This window comes from Verrucomicrobium sp. BvORR034, assembly GCF_000739635.1.
Classification (GTDB): Bacteria; Verrucomicrobiota; Verrucomicrobiia; order Verrucomicrobiales; family Verrucomicrobiaceae; genus Verrucomicrobium.
This window is the reverse complement of the sequence record NZ_BATQ01000186.1, coordinates 26,816-43,712: the sequence shown is the minus strand read 5'-3', so window position 1 is coordinate 43,712 and position 16,897 is coordinate 26,816. Positions and strand designations below refer to the sequence as shown.

The window sequence follows — 16,897 nt, the reverse complement described above, 5'->3', positions numbered from 1 at the left end:
GCTGAGCCGCTAGCGTCGCACTGGCCGTAGTAACTGCATGAGGTTGTTTGGGAACCGCAGGACATGCACGATGCACGGTGATGGAATGCGCCAAAATATCTTGCAACCTACGGAGAAACCTTGAAGGTCGAGGCGTATTGCTCCACAGCCATGGGAGAATCCCGCAAGCAGAAGGACCTCTGGGGAAGTGACTACGTCGAACATTCTAACGACGACGGGAAAGTCATTGCTGAATCCCGCCCGGAGACCACCTGGCTGGGGAATGACTACATCGAGACCCGCCATGCGGATGGCACGGTGTCCAGGACCTACAAAGAGACAGGTCTCTTGGGTGGGGAATACCTTGAAACCATTGATGCTGATGGTGGCAAATCCATCACCCGGGAGCAGCAGGGTCTTTTCGGTGACAAGTATCTGGAGACCACCCATCCTGATGGCAGTGTGACCCGCTCAGATGAGCGGACTGACTTTTGGGGCAGGCCCTACATGGAGCATACTGACGGCAGGGGTCGGGTCCCCGTCGGGCCCAGAGCGGTGGTTCCCGTGCACTATGATCGTCCGCGGAGTTTTTCATCAGGGGATGGCGCGCCCTTGGTGGAACTGCCGATGCAGATGGGCTGGTTCATGATGAAAGTGGGCCTGGTTCTCTTTGCCCTTGTGGTGGCGATCATGATCGTATTCACGAGCCTGCCCTTTTGGGCCGGCGGCATGGCCCTGGGCTGGGTGTCGGGTTTTGCCATGGGCGTGTGGCGTGGGTTTCGGGCCGGTCCTGTCATCCTGGGAGGGGCCCCGGTCGCGCGCACTGCAAAGGGCGGCTACAAGGTGGATGAAAGGGTGACGGAACGGCTGCGAAAGACCAGCCCCGATCTGGTGCTGCCAGGTCTGCTGGCGCTGGCGTGGATGATCTTGCTGATCTGGCCGCTTCACGTGCTGCATGATGAAATGCCCTGGGTGATCGGCGCCGCGCTGGCTGCTGGTGCAGTAGGGGTGTTTTTTGCGGTCATGCGGGCCAAGGCCGGATTCAGGCGTGGCCTCCATTGGAGCGTGCGCACTACGCAAGCGCTGCCAGGAGGGTGGGATGCCGCATGGGGTACTGTCGGAACCCTCTTTTGTGCGATCCTGCTCCTTCTGCTGGCGATCGTAGGCCGCGGATTACCCGACAGTTTGCGTCGCGACTTTCTGACCCCGCCGGCCCAGCCATCGGCTCTCATTCCATCCAAGTCTTCGCATGATCAAAATCGAAATCGATCTACCCAATCAACCCAGCCAAATCCTCCCCGAGGCGGTGCTTCGCCGCCTTTTTGAGCAGGGGCGAGTGAATCCAAACACTCCCGCCCGCATCGAGGGTGACCCGGCTTGGTTGACAGTGGTGGAGGTGCTGGATGGTCTGGCCCGTCGGCGGCAGTCCGCCGTACCCTCATCGTCAGGGACGGTCACCGGGGCAGGCGCATCCACACCGCGGGATCACGAGGCGGTGGTCTTCGCCATGAAGCGCTACGGCCACGGCCAGTCGCTGGTGAAGGGCCTTGGGATCAAGGCCAATCTGCTTCAAGCGATCGGTGTCATTTTGGGCCTGGTGATCGCGGCGGCAGCGTGGGTGTTTTTGGGGTCGGTGATGCTGTCACAACGAGGTCCGCTCTGGGCCGCACCGTTGCTGGCAGCCTTGCTGGGATTTGGCATCTACGCCTTCTTCGCGGCGCGGGCCACCTTCTTGCGGGTGCAGGCCAGCCTGCTGGCCGCCACCATCGACACCGCAGTTTACGTCTGTCCCTTTCTGGAAAACTCAGACCGCCTCGTGCTGCTCCGCCGGGAATCCTGAGACCCCCCACCGCCGTCGCACCCCTCATGTACTCGTTCGCCACCATCTCCCCTGAGGGCTACCCCACACTCGAGTGGTATCTGGAAGATGGCACCCTCGCGGCGACTTCCGTGCGGCCGCCCACGGGGCCGAATACGGAGATTTGGGATCACTTTACGGAAGATGGTCAGACGGTGGGGCGGAGCTTGAAGGTAGGCACCGGCTATGGACACTATTCGCCGGAGGGGGACCTGATCGAGGAAACACCTTTGCTGGCCGGATTCTGGGAACTCTGTGATTTGAAACGGATTCCAGCAGGGCCGTTGCCAGCCCCTGCACCGCTTCAACAGACTGCGCAACCGTCACCACCCGCCAGAGAGGTTGAGCAGCCGGTGCCATCGTCGGTGCGCTGGAACACTCCGCTGGGTCTGGTGGGTGTGCTGGGAGGGCTCGCCGTGGTTTCCGGGTTCGTGGTGTTGACGGCCCCTCTTCCTGGTCTGCCGTCTGGCCAGAAGGCCCTGCATCTGCCCGCTCCTGCGCCCGCATCAGGCACAGCGTATTCAGCTCCCAGTCCGGTCCCGCCTCCATCTCTGGCACTTCAGAATGCCCAGCCTTCACGGCGGCCCCGGCCTGACCCTGAGCCCAATGTTCCCCCGCCAGTGGAACCCGCTCTTGTTTCGCCTTCTTCAGCTCCCCCCGTTGCTCCACCCGCAGCGAGTCCGCAGGATGACCGCGCCGCCATCCTGGCCCGGCTGCAGGGTGAGCACTCCGGGCCTTGGGGCAGGAGGTCCAGGCCCGAACACTTTGCTTTCACCAGCGCCTGGGCCTGCGTGGTGATCTCCGGTGTGGACGCCTCAGGAAGGTCCACCACTGAGCCCCTGAGCTACCTGCTCAGAAAGGACGCGGGGGGAGCCTGGGATATTGTTTCCTATATCAAGGCCTGGCAGCCGCCCCTCACTACGGATATCGGGGTGAACGATGCCATGGACTTCTCCCTGATGAGCACGCAACAGGGCATCCTCCGGCAATATCCAGACTTCCCCGCCAGCATCCTTCCCCGTTCCAAGCGGGCGCTCGTCTCCACAGACGAAGTCATTCGCACGATGGCTCGCGAAATGATGGAGCTGGAGCAGGCGCGAAATCTTCCGGCTTTCATGACCTACTATGCCCAGGAGGTAAGTTCGCAGAATCTGGCCAATGCACCGCGCGATACCTTGCGGCAGCAGAAACAGCGCGCCTTTCAGTTATGGCCCGTCGCCCGGTACGACGTGGAGGGGCAGATCGAGGTCACAGAGGTGGAGCCCGCTGTGTACCAGGCTGCACTGGTTTCCAGCTTCCAGCTTGAAAACAGGTCGGGAGAGAGGAATGCCGGAAGGCGGCGGATTGAACTGACATTCACCCTCCTGCATGACCGATACCAGGTGACGGCGGAGCGCTGGGAACCGCTGCCCGCCATGGACGAGAAGGAGCTGATCCGGCAGTTTGTCGTGCGGAACCGCTTCCTGGAAAACAAGCAGACGCTCGACGAATTGATGCCGAGTTACGCCGAGGAGGTGGATTACTTCGACAAAGGCACCCTCACCCGCGACGAGGTTCGTCGAGACAAGGAGCACTACTTTGAGCGCTGGCCGGTGGCGGTGCAGACCATCACCTCTGAGGTGGCGGTGGAGGCGCTGGGTGTGGCCCGGTACCGCGTGACTTATGACACCCAGTTTCAGGTGAGGCATCCTGTTGAGGGCCGTGCGCGAGAGGGCGAGTGCCTGTGTGAACTGGAGATCGTGGCCCTCCCTGGAGGCCCTCACATCGTCCTTGAGCGGGCAACGGTGGTTTCCACACGATCCGTGCCTGTGCAGCCCCTGGGAGGCTCCACCAAGTCCGGCGGCACCCCGCCGCCTCGCCAGCGCCCCTCAGAAGGAGGCACACCGCGCAAGGAGAGCTTTGAAGAAATGACCCGGCGACTGAACAAGCTATGAAACAACTTCTTAGACCAGCCCTGGTGGTGGCACTCGCGGCAGCTGCCTTGAGCTCCTGCGTCGTGCCGGACCCCGAGTATCTGCAGGCCATGCAGGAGATGGGGGATACGCAATATCCAGCCAGCAAGATCGTCGGGCGGTGGATCCAGTTCAGCAACATGCCCTACAACTACCAGGCGACAGGGAGGGAATCGAGAAACAACTTCGATTTCCGGGCGAACGGAACCGGCGTCACCCAGCAGCACGACAAGTACGTCACCACGGGCGAGGAGATCACCATCCAGGCCCCGGTGCGCTGGGACTATGCAGGCAACAACTGGTGGAATGTGCACATGCCCTCGGCCGACCAGTACCGCATCCTGTCCACCAGCCCCGGCTTGTCTCTGGGGCCGCGTCCGGCCTACATCATGCGGGTGCGCTATCACCGGGGCCGCTTGTACGACACCAAGACCATGCAGGTGATGGTGTCCCCTGAAGAGGCCCCCTCTTACATCCGCCTGAAGCGGGCCCGCATGCAGGCGCAGGCCTCCGGAATGGCCCCCGTCACCTATGTGCAGCCATCGTATTGATGGCAGTGACCAGCTTGCGTTTTCGTGCAGCGACACCGGGCGGGACGGCTCATGGAAGCTGTTCGGAGCACAGACTTCAGTCTGCCTCAGGTTGTCTACGCCGGACTGGGCAATCTAAAGATCGAACCCCGAACAGAGCCCCCGCTCAGCGGGTTGCTGGATGCCGTTCGTAGTTCAAACTTTAGTTTGCCTTGGGCGTTCTTTCGCGGACCGAGCAGACTGAGTCCGTACTCAAAACAGTTTCACTGAACCGTCACCGCCCCTGAATCTGCCGAGAATCAACGCAAACCGCCGCCAGCCAGCAACTGCTCGCCAGTGAGCCAGCGCGAATCATCGGAAGCCAGGAACACGGCGATGTCGGCAATGTCCTTGGGTTGACCCGTGCGCCCCAGCGGGGTCTGGGAAACAATGCCGGTCTCCATTTCCGAACCAATGATGCCGGCGCTTTGCGTGCCTTCGGTTTCAATGATGCCGGGGTTCAATGAGTTCACGCGGATCTTCCTGGGTCCGAGTTCGCGTGAGAGCACGCCGGTGATGGCATCCACTGCCCCTTTGGTGCCGGTGTAGACAGCGCTTTCTGGTGGCGTGATGCGTGTGACGATTGAGCCTACGTTGATGATGCTGGAACCTTCGCCCAGATGCTTCACCGCCGCCTGCGTGGTGAGCAGCAGGCCCAGGACGTTGATGTTGAACTGACGATGGAAGTGCTCCTCCGTGATGGCCTCAATAGGGGAGAACTCGTACACCCCGGAGTTGTTCACCAGGATGTCCAGGCGACCGAAGTGCTCAATGGCAGCCTCGACAATGCCTGCGGCCTCAGCAGCCTTCGAGACATCGCCTCCCACTGCCACAGCCTTGCCCCCGGCAGCGGTGATGGCGTTGACGACCGTCTCCGCCCCTGCCTTGCTGGAGGCATAGTTGACCACAACGGATGCGCCCTCGGCGGCGAGCGCCTTGGCAATAGCGGCGCCAATCCCTTTGGAGGCACCGGTGACGACTGCGACTTTACCTGCAAGCTTGCTCATGACGATGAAGAGGTTGAAGATGAGATTCTGAAGTCCGGAGCAGAGGTCGCCAGCAGCACCGCGCCGCCAAATCTTCCTTAGTTCCGAACATTTGAACTAACGCTGGTCGATTGGGGCAGGGTGCATCGAAGAAGTGAAAAGTTGAGAGTGAAAAGTAAAAAAGGGGGGAGCGGAGCGCGTCAGATTGGGGGCGGTGTCTCCCTGGGGAGATTCTGGGGCGTTTGATTCTGTCGCGCCTCGCGGTCCTGGAGCAAGCCTTGGGCAGTGGGCAGCACTCCCCGGGAAAGCATGGCATACCGGGAAGCTAGTGCCTCCTCACGTCCGCTCCCGCCCAAGACTCCCTGTAGGGCAAGCGCTCCGCTTGCCGCGCGCGACTCCTGATGAGGCAACCGAGGCGGTCGCCCTACAACCCAGGGTGTTTTGATCACGGGTTCGAGCACAGAACGCTCCAATGCCCTGCCGCCCTTACCCCTGCACCTTCGCCCCGCGGACCCAATGCTGGTTGGCGGCCGCCACCGTCTGGAAGTTGATCGCGATGACCTGGGACGCTGCGGTCAGGCTGTCGGCATTCTCCGCATAGGTCGCACGCAACTTCGTGCGGACCTCCGCGGAGGGTTGGGTGTATTTCACACCCATGCGGGAGAGCAGGATGGCAAGTTCGTACCCCGCCTGAGGGGTCGGGGTTTCCAGTGAGTTGAGCCAGGGGTCCATAGGGATGTTGATGCTGATGTTGATGTTAACGTTTGATGAAGTTGCAGGAACTAACTCACGGCACAGAGGGTCGCACGTGCCGCGCCGCCAGCTCGGCGGAGACCGTGCGCCGTTCTCCCCAGTTCAGCGCATACAGGGCCACCTCCTCCCAGCCGGGCTGGGCGATCATGAGATGCGAGCGGCCGGGGAATTCCCGGTAGTCCGTGATGGCGGAGGAGCGGCGGTAGAGCTTGTAGTTCAGGGCATTGACCAACGGAGGCACCAGCCGATCCTCCCGCCCCGCGAGCAGCAGCAGCGGCTGCCGGTCCCGATTCAGATGACGCACAAAGTGGGCGGGTCTCAGCGTGAAACTGCCCAGCGCCAGCTGAAAGAGCGGCCGCCCGGGCGTGGGCACGGCATAGGCCTCGTAGGCCAGCCAGGCGTCCTCCTCATTCATCGTACCGGCAAAGGTCTGGTAAAACTGCTCAAACGTCAGGGCCACCGTGCGGCGGTAGTTCAAGGGATTGCCCAAGGCTGGCAACCCGGCCTTCAATGTCGTGAAGGGGAGGCGGCTCACCCCGTGAGGTGCTGGGGCGCTGATGGACACCCCCGCAGAGCCCAGTCCGCGATCAAGCAGCATCTGCACCACCAGGCCGCCTACGCAGTGCCCCATCAAAATGGGAGGCCGCTCCAGGCTGCGGATGATGCATTCGTAGTGGTCGGCGATTTCCTCGATCCCAAGTCCTGCCAGCGCGGAGGCGTCCCGCCGCAGGTCCTCCAGCCCGCCTTCCATGCCGGGCCAGGCCGGAGCCAGCACCGGGTGGCCGCGCTCCTCAAAGCAGGTCTTGAAATAACTCCAGACCCGGGGCGTCGTCCAAAGCCCGTGAATCAGCAGGATGGTGCGGGGACCCGAGTACAAGCAGGAGAAGTCAAAGTTCATGGCGCAGCGGGGCAGAGAGTTGGCAGGCACACCGCCGACGTGGCGGTGTCTCACTTGGCCATTGGGAGACGGCACGAGATCGTGACAGACCAACTTGATTATTTGTTGGCGCGGCCTTCGATGTCGCATGCCTGTCGGCATGCCAGAATCCCGTAGCTCTCAACACCTGGCGGCGGAGCCGCTTTGCCCAACGGTGTGACCACCACCCCCTACTCAATATTCTGCATGCTTCCCAAATGGTACCAGGGGCTGTCTTTGTTATTGCGGGCTTTCAGATGCATCTTGCCGGTAGTTGACCGGTCGGGAATGAAGACCTGCATGCTGGGGACGTCACTGCGGCCGAGCAGGGATCCCTCGACACCCTCCACCGCGGTCCGTCCGATGATGCGTAGCACATTCTGCCTTCCAGAAGGCTGGGTTTCCGTCCAGATGTCACCCTCTCGAACCCAGATGCGCACGCCCGGATCCGTGAACTTGTAGTCGTAGGTGAAGCGCCTCGGCAACCGGTCCCCAGGTTGCGGCGCTCCGGCGGGCACAGCAGGCGCGGGCGGTTTCTGTTCTGGCGCCGCCACGAGAGAAGGCACCCCCTGGAGGTGCGCGGTGAAGAATATTTCCTCACCCCCAAAGGCATCGGCCGGCAGGGTCCCGGCACGGTCCTTTTTGTACTGCCACAACCACGCCAGTGCCTGCCGGGCTTGGGTCTCAATGATGACGCGGCGCGCCTCGGGGGTGAGCTTCTCGTCCTTCTGCACCACCGGCAGGATCGTGGTCATCAGGTAGATGATTTTGCGCAGGGCCTCCGGGTCTTTGTCCGCCATCTGGCGGATGGTCTGCACCTCCTTCAGTGCTGCCTCCGGGTCTCCGGACTTCAGGTGAATGCCCGTCATCGCAAAGTGGATGGAAACCAGGATCTGGGCGTAGTGCCGGTTTCCTGGGGCTCCTTTGAGCGTGACGACCTGCTGGGCCAGGGCTTTCTGAAGGAGCGGACGCGCCCGTTCCCAGCCAGGCGTTTCGTCGATCAATGACGCGAGCTGGCACAGTGTCTTTACGAGAGAGTTGCGATACTCCGTGAGCGACGGGAAGGCGGACACCAGTTCCTCCTTCTCCTTGATGCCACGCAGCATCGTCTGCTCTGCCTCCTGCTGCCGTCCCAGGCGCCATTGCACCACGCCGAGCCCATGCAGACCCTCCGCCATGGCCAGCCGGTACTCTGGCACGGCGGGATTCTGCTTCATGAGCAGTTCCTGCAGGGCCACCGTCTTGTGGAAAGCTTCCTCGGCGGGGCCGAATTGATCGGCCCGGAAAAGCAGCCAGCCGTGGTTCCCGGTGCCAACGGCCAGAGCGCTGCGGTACTCGATGACGTCGGGGAACCGCGCTGCCAGATCACCGAGCACTTCCATTGCCCTGCGGGACGCCGTGGCGGCGTCCTCAGGTCGGTTTTGCTGGCTGCAACACTTCGCCAGATCCGTCAGGATGCGTGACAGCCCCAGCTGATGATCTTGAGTTTGTGGAGCCTCCTGGGTCAGGCGCTCCTGAAGGACGAGTGCCCGCCGCAGGACGGCCTCCGCATCGGCCCAGCGTCCGCCCTTTGCCAGGAAGGCACCATGGCCGCGCAGTGCCAGTGCCAGGGGGGCATTGGCGCCCACTGTGGCAGGCCGCGCGGCACCCAGCTGGCTGGCCGCGGTCAGGGCGCTCTGAAAGGCGGCTTCTGCATCTGCAGGACCGAAGCGGGCGGAGTCATTTCCTGAATCCGCGCGGCTCTGTCCCCGGGAATCGTCTTCGGCCAGCCCGCTGAGCAGCAGCCCCAGATTGGCATGGCTCGTGGTGAGCTCGCTGGCGAACACCGCCTCCGTGGGGAAGCGGGCCGCCAGATCCTCCAAGATCTGGATCGCTTTGCGCAACGAAACGTCCGATTCATCGGTGCGTCCCAGCTTCTGCTGCACCACACCGAGCACCTGCAGGCTCTTGGCCTCGATCTGCTTTGCCTTGGGCGCTGTCCTCGCTGTCTCGGGCAGTTGACCCAGCCCGGAGATCGCTTTCCTCAGGCTGGTCTCGGCCTGCGCGGTATCGCCGATGACGAACGAGATCGTCCCCAGGCGTAGATAGGCGCCGGCCTGCTCCAATCGCACCGCCGGGTCATCGCTCTGTTGCGCCACAAACTGCTGATAAAAGGGCAGCGCCGTCTCCAGCAACTGCTGTCGCAGGCTCTGGAGGTTCGCCTGGGAGAGCCGCCGGTCATCCGTCACCTTGTTCAGGAACTGGTCCACCGCCTCCCGTGCCCTGGCCAGGTTTGCCTGCGCTTCTGCCTGGCTCTTGCGGCTCTGGTCCAGCGCCTTCTGCGTATCCTTGCCCGCCTGGATGGCGCGGGCGGCCTGGGTGTAGCTGATGAACGTGGCGGCCACCAGCGCGGCGGCCACGGTGGCACCGGCGGTGACGATGGTCCGGTGGCGACGGACGAACTTGGAGGCCTGGTAGCTCCACGTGGGGGCGGCGGCGCTCACCGGCTCCTGCCGCAGGTGGCGGCGGATGTCCTGTGCCAGGGCGGTGGCGCTCTCGTAGCGGCGGTTGCGATCCTTCTCCAGCGCCTTCATCACCACCCAGTCCAGATCCCCGCGCAGGCGGCGGGCGAGGCGGGTCGTGTCCAGCCGTCGCGCCGTGGCCGCGACGGTAGTTTCCTCTTTCTGAGCCGGGGTCAAAAGCACCTGGCTGGGGCGGGGCGGCGTTTGCTCCCGGACGCGACGCAGCAGTTCCTCGAACCCGGAGGGCAGGGCCGGATCCTCCTGCAGGGGCACGCGCCCGGTGAGCAGCTCGTACAGAATGACCCCCAGGGTGTAGATGTCACTCCGCGTATCCACATCCGGCAGGCTGCCCGCCTGCTCCGGGCTCATGTACTGCGGCGTGCCGATGATCATGCCGCTGTGGGTGCGCAGCTGGCGCAGGGGCGACCCCGCATCATCCGCGGGACCGCCCAGCGCCTTGGCGATGCCGAAGTCGATCACCTTGGGCACCGGCCGGCCATCCAGATCTGCCACCAGGATGTTGGAGGGCTTCAGGTCCCGGTGCAGGATCGCCTTCTGGTGGGCGTGTTGGACCGCCTGACACACGGGAATGAACAGCTCCAGCCGCTGCTCGATGCTGAGCTGGTGCTGGTCACAATAGGTCGTGATGGGCAGCCCCTGCACCAGCTCCATCACAAAGTAGGGCCGCCCGGCTGAGGTGGACCCGGCGTCAAACACCGCCGCGATGTTCGGGTGGTCCATCAGCGCCAGCGACTGGCGTTCGGTCTCGAACCGCCCAATGATCTCCCGGCTGTCCATGCCAGGCTTGATCACCTTCAGCGCCACCTCCCGGCGGATGGGTTCCCATTGCAGAGCCTTCCACACCATGCCGAAGCCGCCTTCTCCCAGCAGTTGCTTCAGCTCATACCGGCCAATCAGGCTGCCGGGTGCCGCGATGTCCCCGGCCCCGTCAGGCGATGTCGATGCGCCGTCCTCCCGTGTGAAACAGGCCAGGTCAATCAACCCGGGAGCGGGTGAAGGGTTCTCCCGGAGGGGCTCGTGAGAGGAGGAGGGAGGATCGGTGGGTGCCGACATGGCGGTCATCATCGCGGATTTTGGGCGAGACTCAACCCTCCCAGCACGGGGGCCGTGTCATTTCCTCGTATTTGATTTGACGCTCCTCCCCCGGGGTTCTTTTTTCCCACGCCCTATGGAACCCACACACCATGCCGCCTTCCCCGTGACGCAGTGGACGGAGGTGGTGAGAGCCTGCCAGCAGGACGATGGCACCCGCCGCCAGCGCGCGGTGGCCGCCTTGTGCCAGGAGTACTGGTACCCCCTCTATGCCTTTGCCCGCCGGGCTGGCCGCACCCGGCCGGATGCGGAGGATCTCACGCAGGGCTTCTTCTGCCATGTGCTGGAGCGCAATCTCGTGGCCTCCGCAGATCGGGAGCTCGGTCGTCTGCGGACTTTCCTGCTCAGCATCTTCAAGCGCTACATGTCAGACGTGGATGACAAGGCGAGGGCGCTGAAACGCGGCGGGGGGCAGCAGGCGGTGTCCCTGGACGCCCAGGATGCCGAGCAACGTTATCTCTGTGAACCAGCAGACTCCGAGACGCCGGAAACCCTCTACCAGCGTGCCTGGGCTCTCGCCGTACTCCAGGGCGCCATGATCGCCCTCCGCACCGCCGAGACCGCCAACGGCAATGACCGCCAGTTTGAGCTGCTGGTCCCCCATCTGAGCCCAGACTCTGAGGCCGATGCCGCCAGCTACGCCGGAGCTGCCCAAGCACTGCAGACCACCGTGGAAAATGTGCGCCAGCTCGTCAGCCGCCTGCGGAAGAGATACCGCCTCTGCCTGCGCCAGCACATCGCGGCCACCCTGCACGAGCCCACCGAGGAGCAGATCGACCTGGAAGTCACCGCCTTGAAAACCGCCCTCCGGCGGTAGGAAAAAGACACCAGACTGCCAGACACCAGACGTCAGACTTGAGGTCGTGGGCGAAGTGCCACGGGTGTCCCGCCTGTGCGTGCCACCGGCATCCTGCCGGTCGTGCTGCTCCTCGTAGCGCAGATTGGCAATCTGCTGTACCGCCGATTGGCAATCGGCATCAGTCGACCGAAGCGGAGAAGTTGCCTCAAACGAGGGCAACCCCACTAAAAGCCCATAGTCGGCCAGCCTTTCCTCCCCGCACCTTCGCCACCTCCCTTTGCTCACCCGCGGGGCCAGAGACCCCGCCTCCTTTACCCTGCGCCCACGTCACCTTGAAGTTTGTCCCCTGGCAAAGGAGGCGGGAGACACCAGACTGCCAGACACCAGACTTCAGACCTGAGGTCGTGGGCGAAGTGCCACCGGCATCCTGCGGGTCGTACCGCTCCTCGTAGCGCAGATTGGCAATCTGCTGTACCGCCGATTGGCAATCGGCATCAGTCGACCGAAGCGGAGAAGTTGCCTCACACGAGGGCACGAAGATACAAAGATCTGCTCGCACGAAGGAGGCGCAGCCTCAGTCGCACACCTCCTGAAGCAGGCAATGGCAGGGGCGATCAAGCATGCGCCAGCTCAAGTCTGGATTCTGGAGTCTCCAAGTCTTCTGTCTCCCGCGCAGCGGGCAAAAACAAAACAGGCCGCGGAAAACCTCCGCGACCTGTTCTGAAAACTTAATCAGCTAGAACTGCGAACTGCGACCTCGTCCCTACGACTACTCCGCCGTCACCTTGTCCTTCTTGGACCGGCGCTTTTTACCGCCCGCGTTGCGGAGGGCCTTCGGAATCGGGTCTTCCTTCTTCTGCAGAGCACGGCGCAACTTGCGCAGCGCGATGTTCTGAAGTTGACGGATACGCTCGCGGGTCACGCCGAACTCCTGGCCGACCTCTTCCAAGGTGCGGGCCTTCTGTCCGTTCAGACCGAAGCGGGCGTCGATGATCTTGCGCTCACGCTCATCCAGCACGGTCAGCAGACCGTCGAGCTGGCTGTGCATGTTCTTGTGGCTCAGCAGGTCGAAGGGCGTCTGGGCGTTCTCGTCACCGACGATCTCGCCGAACTCCGTGCTGTCGTCCTCGCTGATCGGAGCATCGAGGGACGCGGGGCGCATGGAGGCGACCTTCAACTGGCTCAGCTTGCCACGGTCGATGCCGATTTCCTCGGAAAGCTCGTCATCGGTAGGCTCGCGACCCAGCTCCTCAGACATCGCCATGGCAACACGGCGCATCTTGGAGATCTTGTCCACCATGTGCACGGGCAGGCGGATTGTCTTCGACTGGTTGGCCAGAGCGCGCTTGATGGACTGCTTGATCCACCAGGCAGCATAGGTGGAGAGCTTGCCGCCCTTGTTGGGGTCAAAGCGCTCCACCGCCTTCATCAGGCCGATGTTGCCTTCGGAAATCAGGTCCAGCAGGGGGAGGCCGTAGTTGGCGTAGTCCTGCGCTATTTTCACAACGAGACGCAGGTTCGCACGGATCATGTGCGAACGGGCTTCGGGATCACCCTTTTTGATGCGTTCGGCAAGCTCAACCTCCTGCTGCGGAGTCAGAAGATCGGTCTTGCCGATTTCGCGCAGGTAGATTTTGATGCCTCCATCGAGTTCCATGTTGGCCATAAGTGAGAAAGGGGAAAAATTTGGGGGGTTAGCAACCTAACTTGCTTTCTTGAAAATTCTTCCAAAAAATTGGGCAATTAATTTTAAGCAATTTCTCTGCCAGCGGACGCAGAGTTTTGCGGTCATATAGTGGTCTTCCTGATGGCGGGGTATGAGAAAGACGGAATTGCCGCCCTTCCGTTCAAACAAAAAAGCTGATTCTGGTCAATCTCAAAATCGAGAAATGCCAACAATTGGACACATTCAGTTTCAATTACTTCCGTATCGTTGTTGGAATCTTCATAACGCTTTGCTCAGGGGTTAGGACGAACGGGAACACATAAAATTGCGAATATTAATAAAAGGCCGCTTTTTTCGGTCCTGAGCCACAGGGGCGCCCACCCCTATGCAATGTCTGTTTTTTGCGAAGTGTTACGCCTGTTGTGCATTTGGTGCGCTTTTTCATGAGCCTTCTTTCATAGGAGAAGCGGTCAGAAGCGGTTTTTTCCCAGGAAAAGCGGGGAAAGCTGGGCAGGAGAGCCATAGGGCAGGACAGCAGTGTTCGTCCTTGCAGTCCTTTGGCTTTTCCCTAGCCTGTGGCGCTCACCTATGATCGTCCGCACCCATTCCGCCACCCTGCTCGGCGTCAACGCCATCGAGGTGGAAATCGAGTGCCATGAGGCCAACGCCCAGCAGTTTCGCATCAGCATTGTGGGGCTGCCGGACGCCGCAGTGAAGGAAGCGCGGGATCGTGTGATGGCCGCGGTGCGCAACAGCGGCTTTTTTGCCCCCTTCACCGGCAGCATCACCTTCAACCTCGCCCCAGCTGACCTCAAAAAGGAAGGTCCCGCCTTCGACCTCCCCCTGGCGCTCGCCTTCCTGGCTGGGAGGGAGGGGCTTTCGCCAGATCGCCTCGCGGAATGCTGCATCGTCGGGGAACTCTCCCTGAGCGGGGAGATCCGCCCGGTGCGAGGCATCCTGGCCATTGCCCTCGAGGCGCGGGCCAAGGGGCGCCGCCAGCTCCTCGTGCCGCATCGGGTCGCTGCCGAGGCCAGCGTGGTGCAGGGGATCGAGGTCATCGGTCTCCAGAACCTGCGCGAGGCCGTGCTCTATATAAAGGGGGAGAAGTCCATCACCCCCGAGCCCTGCCGCGCCGCAGAGTTCTTCAAGGCCCACGCGGACTACGGCATCGACTTCAGCGAGGTGAAGGGCCAGCAGGAGGCCAAGCGCGCCATGGAGATCGCCGCCGCCGGCGGGCACAACCTCTTGATGATCGGCCCACCCGGCACGGGCAAATCGATGCTCGCCAAGCGCATCCCCACCATCATGCCCGGCATGCATGAGGAGGAAGCGGTGGAAACGACCAAGATCCACAGCGCCAGCGGCCTGCTGGGGGAGAGCGGGGCCTTCATCGCCACCCGCCCCTTCCGCTCGCCCCACCACACCATCAGCGATGCCGGTCTGCTCGGCGGCGGCACCAACCCCGGCCCAGGCGAGGTCAGCCTCGCCCATCACGGCGTTCTCTTTCTGGATGAGCTGCCCGAGTTCCGCCGCTCCACCCTGGAGGTCATGCGCCAGCCCCTGGAGGACGGTCGCGTCACGATCGCCCGCGCGGCGGGCACCGTCACCTTCCCCGCCCAGTTCATGCTGGTGGCGGCCATGAACCCCTGTCCCTGCGGCTACTACGGCGATCTCAAACGCGAATGCCGCTGCGGCCCGCCCGCCATTCAGAAGTACCGCCAAAAGATCAGCGGCCCCTTGTTGGATCGCATCGATCTGCATGTGGACGTTCCGACCGTGGAGTACAAGACCATCGCCGGGGCCGAGACCGGTGAGAGCTCGCAGGACATCCGCGATCGCGTGGAGAGGGCCCGCGCCATCCAGCGCGATCGTTTTGCCAAGGACAAGGGCGTGCACACCAACGCCGGCATGACCCCCAGGCTCATCCGCAAGCACTGCGAACTCGATGCCGAAGGTGCCGGGTTCCTCGAGCACGCGATGACCAACATGAACTTCAGCGCCCGTGCCCACGACCGCATTCTAAAGGTGGCGCGAACCCTCGCCGATCTGGAGGCCTCAGAGAAGGTTCTAGCCAATCACGTGCTCGAAGCCATCAACTACAGGACCCTGGACCGCGCGATGTGGAGTTGATTGGGGAGGTTGGCTGATAGGCGCACCTTCGCGGGCGGGGATGTAATTTCCCTGCTCTGCACAACACGGACTAAAGGACATCTGCCAATGAACGGAACCATTCTTCAACAATGGTCGCCTTAGGCCTCTTTTTCGCCCCGATCTGCGGCAGAAGTGCAAAAGGGACAGGCTATTCAGAAAACTTGCTGATGATCGGTCCGCCAGGGACCGGCAATTCGATGCTCACCAAGCGCATCCCCACCATCATGGTCGGCATGCATGAGGAGGTGGTGGTGGAGATGACCAAGATCCACAGCGCCAGCGGCTTGCTACTACCTCGCGATCTACATGATCGCCATCTTGGAAGGTTTTCCAAAATGGACAGATGGAAAATTCGTCTTTGATCACATCACCAGAGCAAAGACCTACAACCGTTTGGAGGATGCTGATTTTGTAAATGGTACCCTTATCGGAAGGTTGCCCCCCGCTGTCTGTCACTCATCGCAGAATTTATCGATCAAGCTGTTGAATGCTGAAGAATTCAACGACGAAGAACTTACAAGACTAAAAGTTTCCGCACAGATGCTTCGGTCCGCGGGTGAATGACGAGGCCCGATGCAGCCGATCCCGGCAATAGCTGGTCTCCTGCGCGAATGCTCCAGGTGCCGAGCGCGGAGTGCATGCCAACGTGGCGATGACGCATCGCCGGAGCGCGCTCCGCCCGCCGCTATTCCATCCAGTGATGTGGGGCCCTGGGCGGTTGTCCTACAAAGTCTCTTCGAGTTCACGTTTGATTCACCCGCAGCACCCGTCAGTGCCAAGGGCGCGAAGGACGTCGCACCGGTGCAACCGCAGGTAGCGATCGCTCAGCATGCGCAGTGGAATGGCTGGATGCAGGGAAGCGGTTTGTTTTCCGATGGCGGACTGAGTCTAAACCCCGGCGAAGACTTCGACAGCGGCACCTTCATGGTGGGCGCGGACTTCGCGGTGAGCGAGCACGTGTCGTTAGGCGTGTTTGCCAGTTATCAGGAAGGCTGGGGCGACTACGATAACGGCGGTGACATGGATCTGGAAAGCGTCCGCTTCGGCGGTTATGCGACCTACGACCTCGGCGGATTCTACGCCAGTGGCGCGGTAGGCGGCGGCACGACGGACTACAGTGTGAAACGCCCCATCCAATGGGCGACGCTGGATCGTTCCGCGCGGAGTGATCCGGATGGCACGGAGTTCTTCACGCTGCTGGGCACAGGCTACGATTTCCATGCGGGGAACTTCACCTTTGGACCGTCCTTGAGTGCGCAGTACACGAAGCTCAAGCTCGATGAGTTCACCGAGTCGGGCGCGGACACTTTGGATCTTCGCGTGAGAGACGCGGAGGAGGAGAGTCTCCGCACGTACCTCGGTGGTCGCATTGCCTACACAATAAAGGTGAATGACCGGTTCACGGTGATTCCTGAACTGCGTGCGTTCTGGGAGCGTGAGTTTTTGCAGGGCGGAGAGAATCTCAACGCCTCACTCAACGGTGGCAATGGACCTGCGTTCAGCTATGTGACAGAGGAACCGGGAAAGGATGCGATGTGTGTATTACCATGCAAACTTCGGTCGCAACGATGATGCGCAGCACACCGTGTCTGTCAGTGCGAACTGGAAGTTCTGATCCTTGTCGAAGGGGCCAGGCGAATTTCAGGAGACGGGT

The 16,897-nt window shown here is 62.1% G+C and carries 14 protein-coding genes; 9 read left to right on the top strand and 5 right to left on the bottom strand.

The genetic code is table 11. The features are described from left to right. Window positions 1–150: 150 nt before the first annotated feature. From BV034_RS33930 to BV034_RS33915, 4 genes are read left to right on the top strand one after another with little or no spacing between them, the layout of a single operon-like run. Entirely contained in the window at window positions 151–1,305 is a 1,155-nt protein-coding gene (locus BV034_RS33930) for a hypothetical protein (RefSeq protein ID WP_050031374.1), read from the top strand. Window positions 1,306–1,315: 10 nt separating this feature from the next. Further along, window positions 1,316–1,819 (top strand): hypothetical protein, encoded by a 504-nt coding sequence (locus BV034_RS33925; RefSeq protein ID WP_050031373.1) that lies wholly within the window; start codon window positions 1,316–1,318, stop codon window positions 1,817–1,819. Window positions 1,820–1,845: 26 nt separating this feature from the next. Continuing rightward, window positions 1,846–3,771, top strand: a complete 1,926-nt coding sequence (locus BV034_RS33920) for a hypothetical protein (protein ID WP_050031372.1) — start codon at window positions 1,846–1,848, stop codon at window positions 3,769–3,771. Then, a complete protein-coding gene (locus BV034_RS33915) occupies window positions 3,768–4,340 on the top strand; it encodes a hypothetical protein (RefSeq protein WP_050031371.1) in 573 nt (190 codons plus the stop codon). The genes BV034_RS33920 and BV034_RS33915 overlap by 4 nt, the downstream gene beginning before the upstream one ends. 278 nt (window positions 4,341–4,618) lie before the next feature. Here BV034_RS33915 and BV034_RS33910 read toward each other — a convergent pair whose 3' ends face one another. The 4 genes from BV034_RS33910 to BV034_RS33895 form a co-directional block, all read right to left on the bottom strand. Continuing rightward, the gene (locus tag BV034_RS33910; RefSeq protein ID WP_050031370.1) at window positions 4,619–5,365 is read right to left on the bottom strand and encodes a glucose 1-dehydrogenase; all 747 of its coding nucleotides are present in this window, start codon (window positions 5,363–5,365) and stop codon (window positions 4,619–4,621) included. Between the two features lie 465 nt (window positions 5,366–5,830). Then, entirely contained in the window at window positions 5,831–6,076 is a 246-nt protein-coding gene (locus tag BV034_RS33905) for a hexameric tyrosine-coordinated heme protein (RefSeq protein ID WP_050031369.1), read from the bottom strand. Window positions 6,077–6,131: 55 nt separating this feature from the next. After that, the gene (locus BV034_RS33900; protein ID WP_063768984.1) at window positions 6,132–6,995 is read right to left on the bottom strand and encodes an alpha/beta hydrolase; all 864 of its coding nucleotides are present in this window, start codon (window positions 6,993–6,995) and stop codon (window positions 6,132–6,134) included. A gap of 209 nt (window positions 6,996–7,204) precedes the next feature. Then, complete coding sequence (locus BV034_RS33895) at window positions 7,205–10,588, bottom strand: serine/threonine-protein kinase (protein WP_265593791.1); 3,384 nt, start codon at window positions 10,586–10,588, stop codon at window positions 7,205–7,207. 115 nt (window positions 10,589–10,703) lie between these two features. Here BV034_RS33895 and BV034_RS33890 point away from each other — a divergent pair, with 115 nt between their 5' ends. Continuing rightward, on the top strand, window positions 10,704–11,444 hold the full coding sequence (locus BV034_RS33890) for a hypothetical protein (RefSeq protein WP_050031367.1): 741 nt from the start codon (window positions 10,704–10,706) through the stop codon (window positions 11,442–11,444). 751 nt (window positions 11,445–12,195) lie between these two features. On the opposite strand, the gene BV034_RS33885 is transcribed toward BV034_RS33890, so the two are convergent. Next, a complete protein-coding gene (locus BV034_RS33885; RefSeq protein ID WP_009958032.1) occupies window positions 12,196–13,092 on the bottom strand; it encodes an RNA polymerase sigma factor RpoD/SigA in 897 nt (298 codons plus the stop codon). Window positions 13,093–13,680: 588 nt separating this feature from the next. Here BV034_RS33885 and BV034_RS33880 point away from each other — a divergent pair. From BV034_RS33880 to BV034_RS33870, 4 genes are all read left to right on the top strand, one after another. After that, a complete protein-coding gene (locus tag BV034_RS33880) occupies window positions 13,681–15,222 on the top strand; it encodes a YifB family Mg chelatase-like AAA ATPase (RefSeq protein ID WP_050031366.1) in 1,542 nt (513 codons plus the stop codon). Window positions 15,223–15,332: 110 nt separating this feature from the next. Further along, window positions 15,333–15,605, top strand: coding sequence for an ATP-binding protein (locus BV034_RS36960; protein WP_050031365.1), 273 nt, complete (start codon window positions 15,333–15,335; stop codon window positions 15,603–15,605). After that, entirely contained in the window at window positions 15,550–15,807 is a 258-nt protein-coding gene (locus BV034_RS36700; protein WP_265593790.1) for a hypothetical protein, read from the top strand. Before BV034_RS36960 ends, BV034_RS36700 begins: the two co-directional genes overlap by 56 nt. Before the next feature lie 138 nt (window positions 15,808–15,945). After that, window positions 15,946–16,815, top strand: coding sequence for an autotransporter outer membrane beta-barrel domain-containing protein (locus BV034_RS33870; RefSeq protein ID WP_050031364.1), 870 nt, complete (start codon window positions 15,946–15,948; stop codon window positions 16,813–16,815). Window positions 16,816–16,897 lie beyond the last annotated feature (82 nt).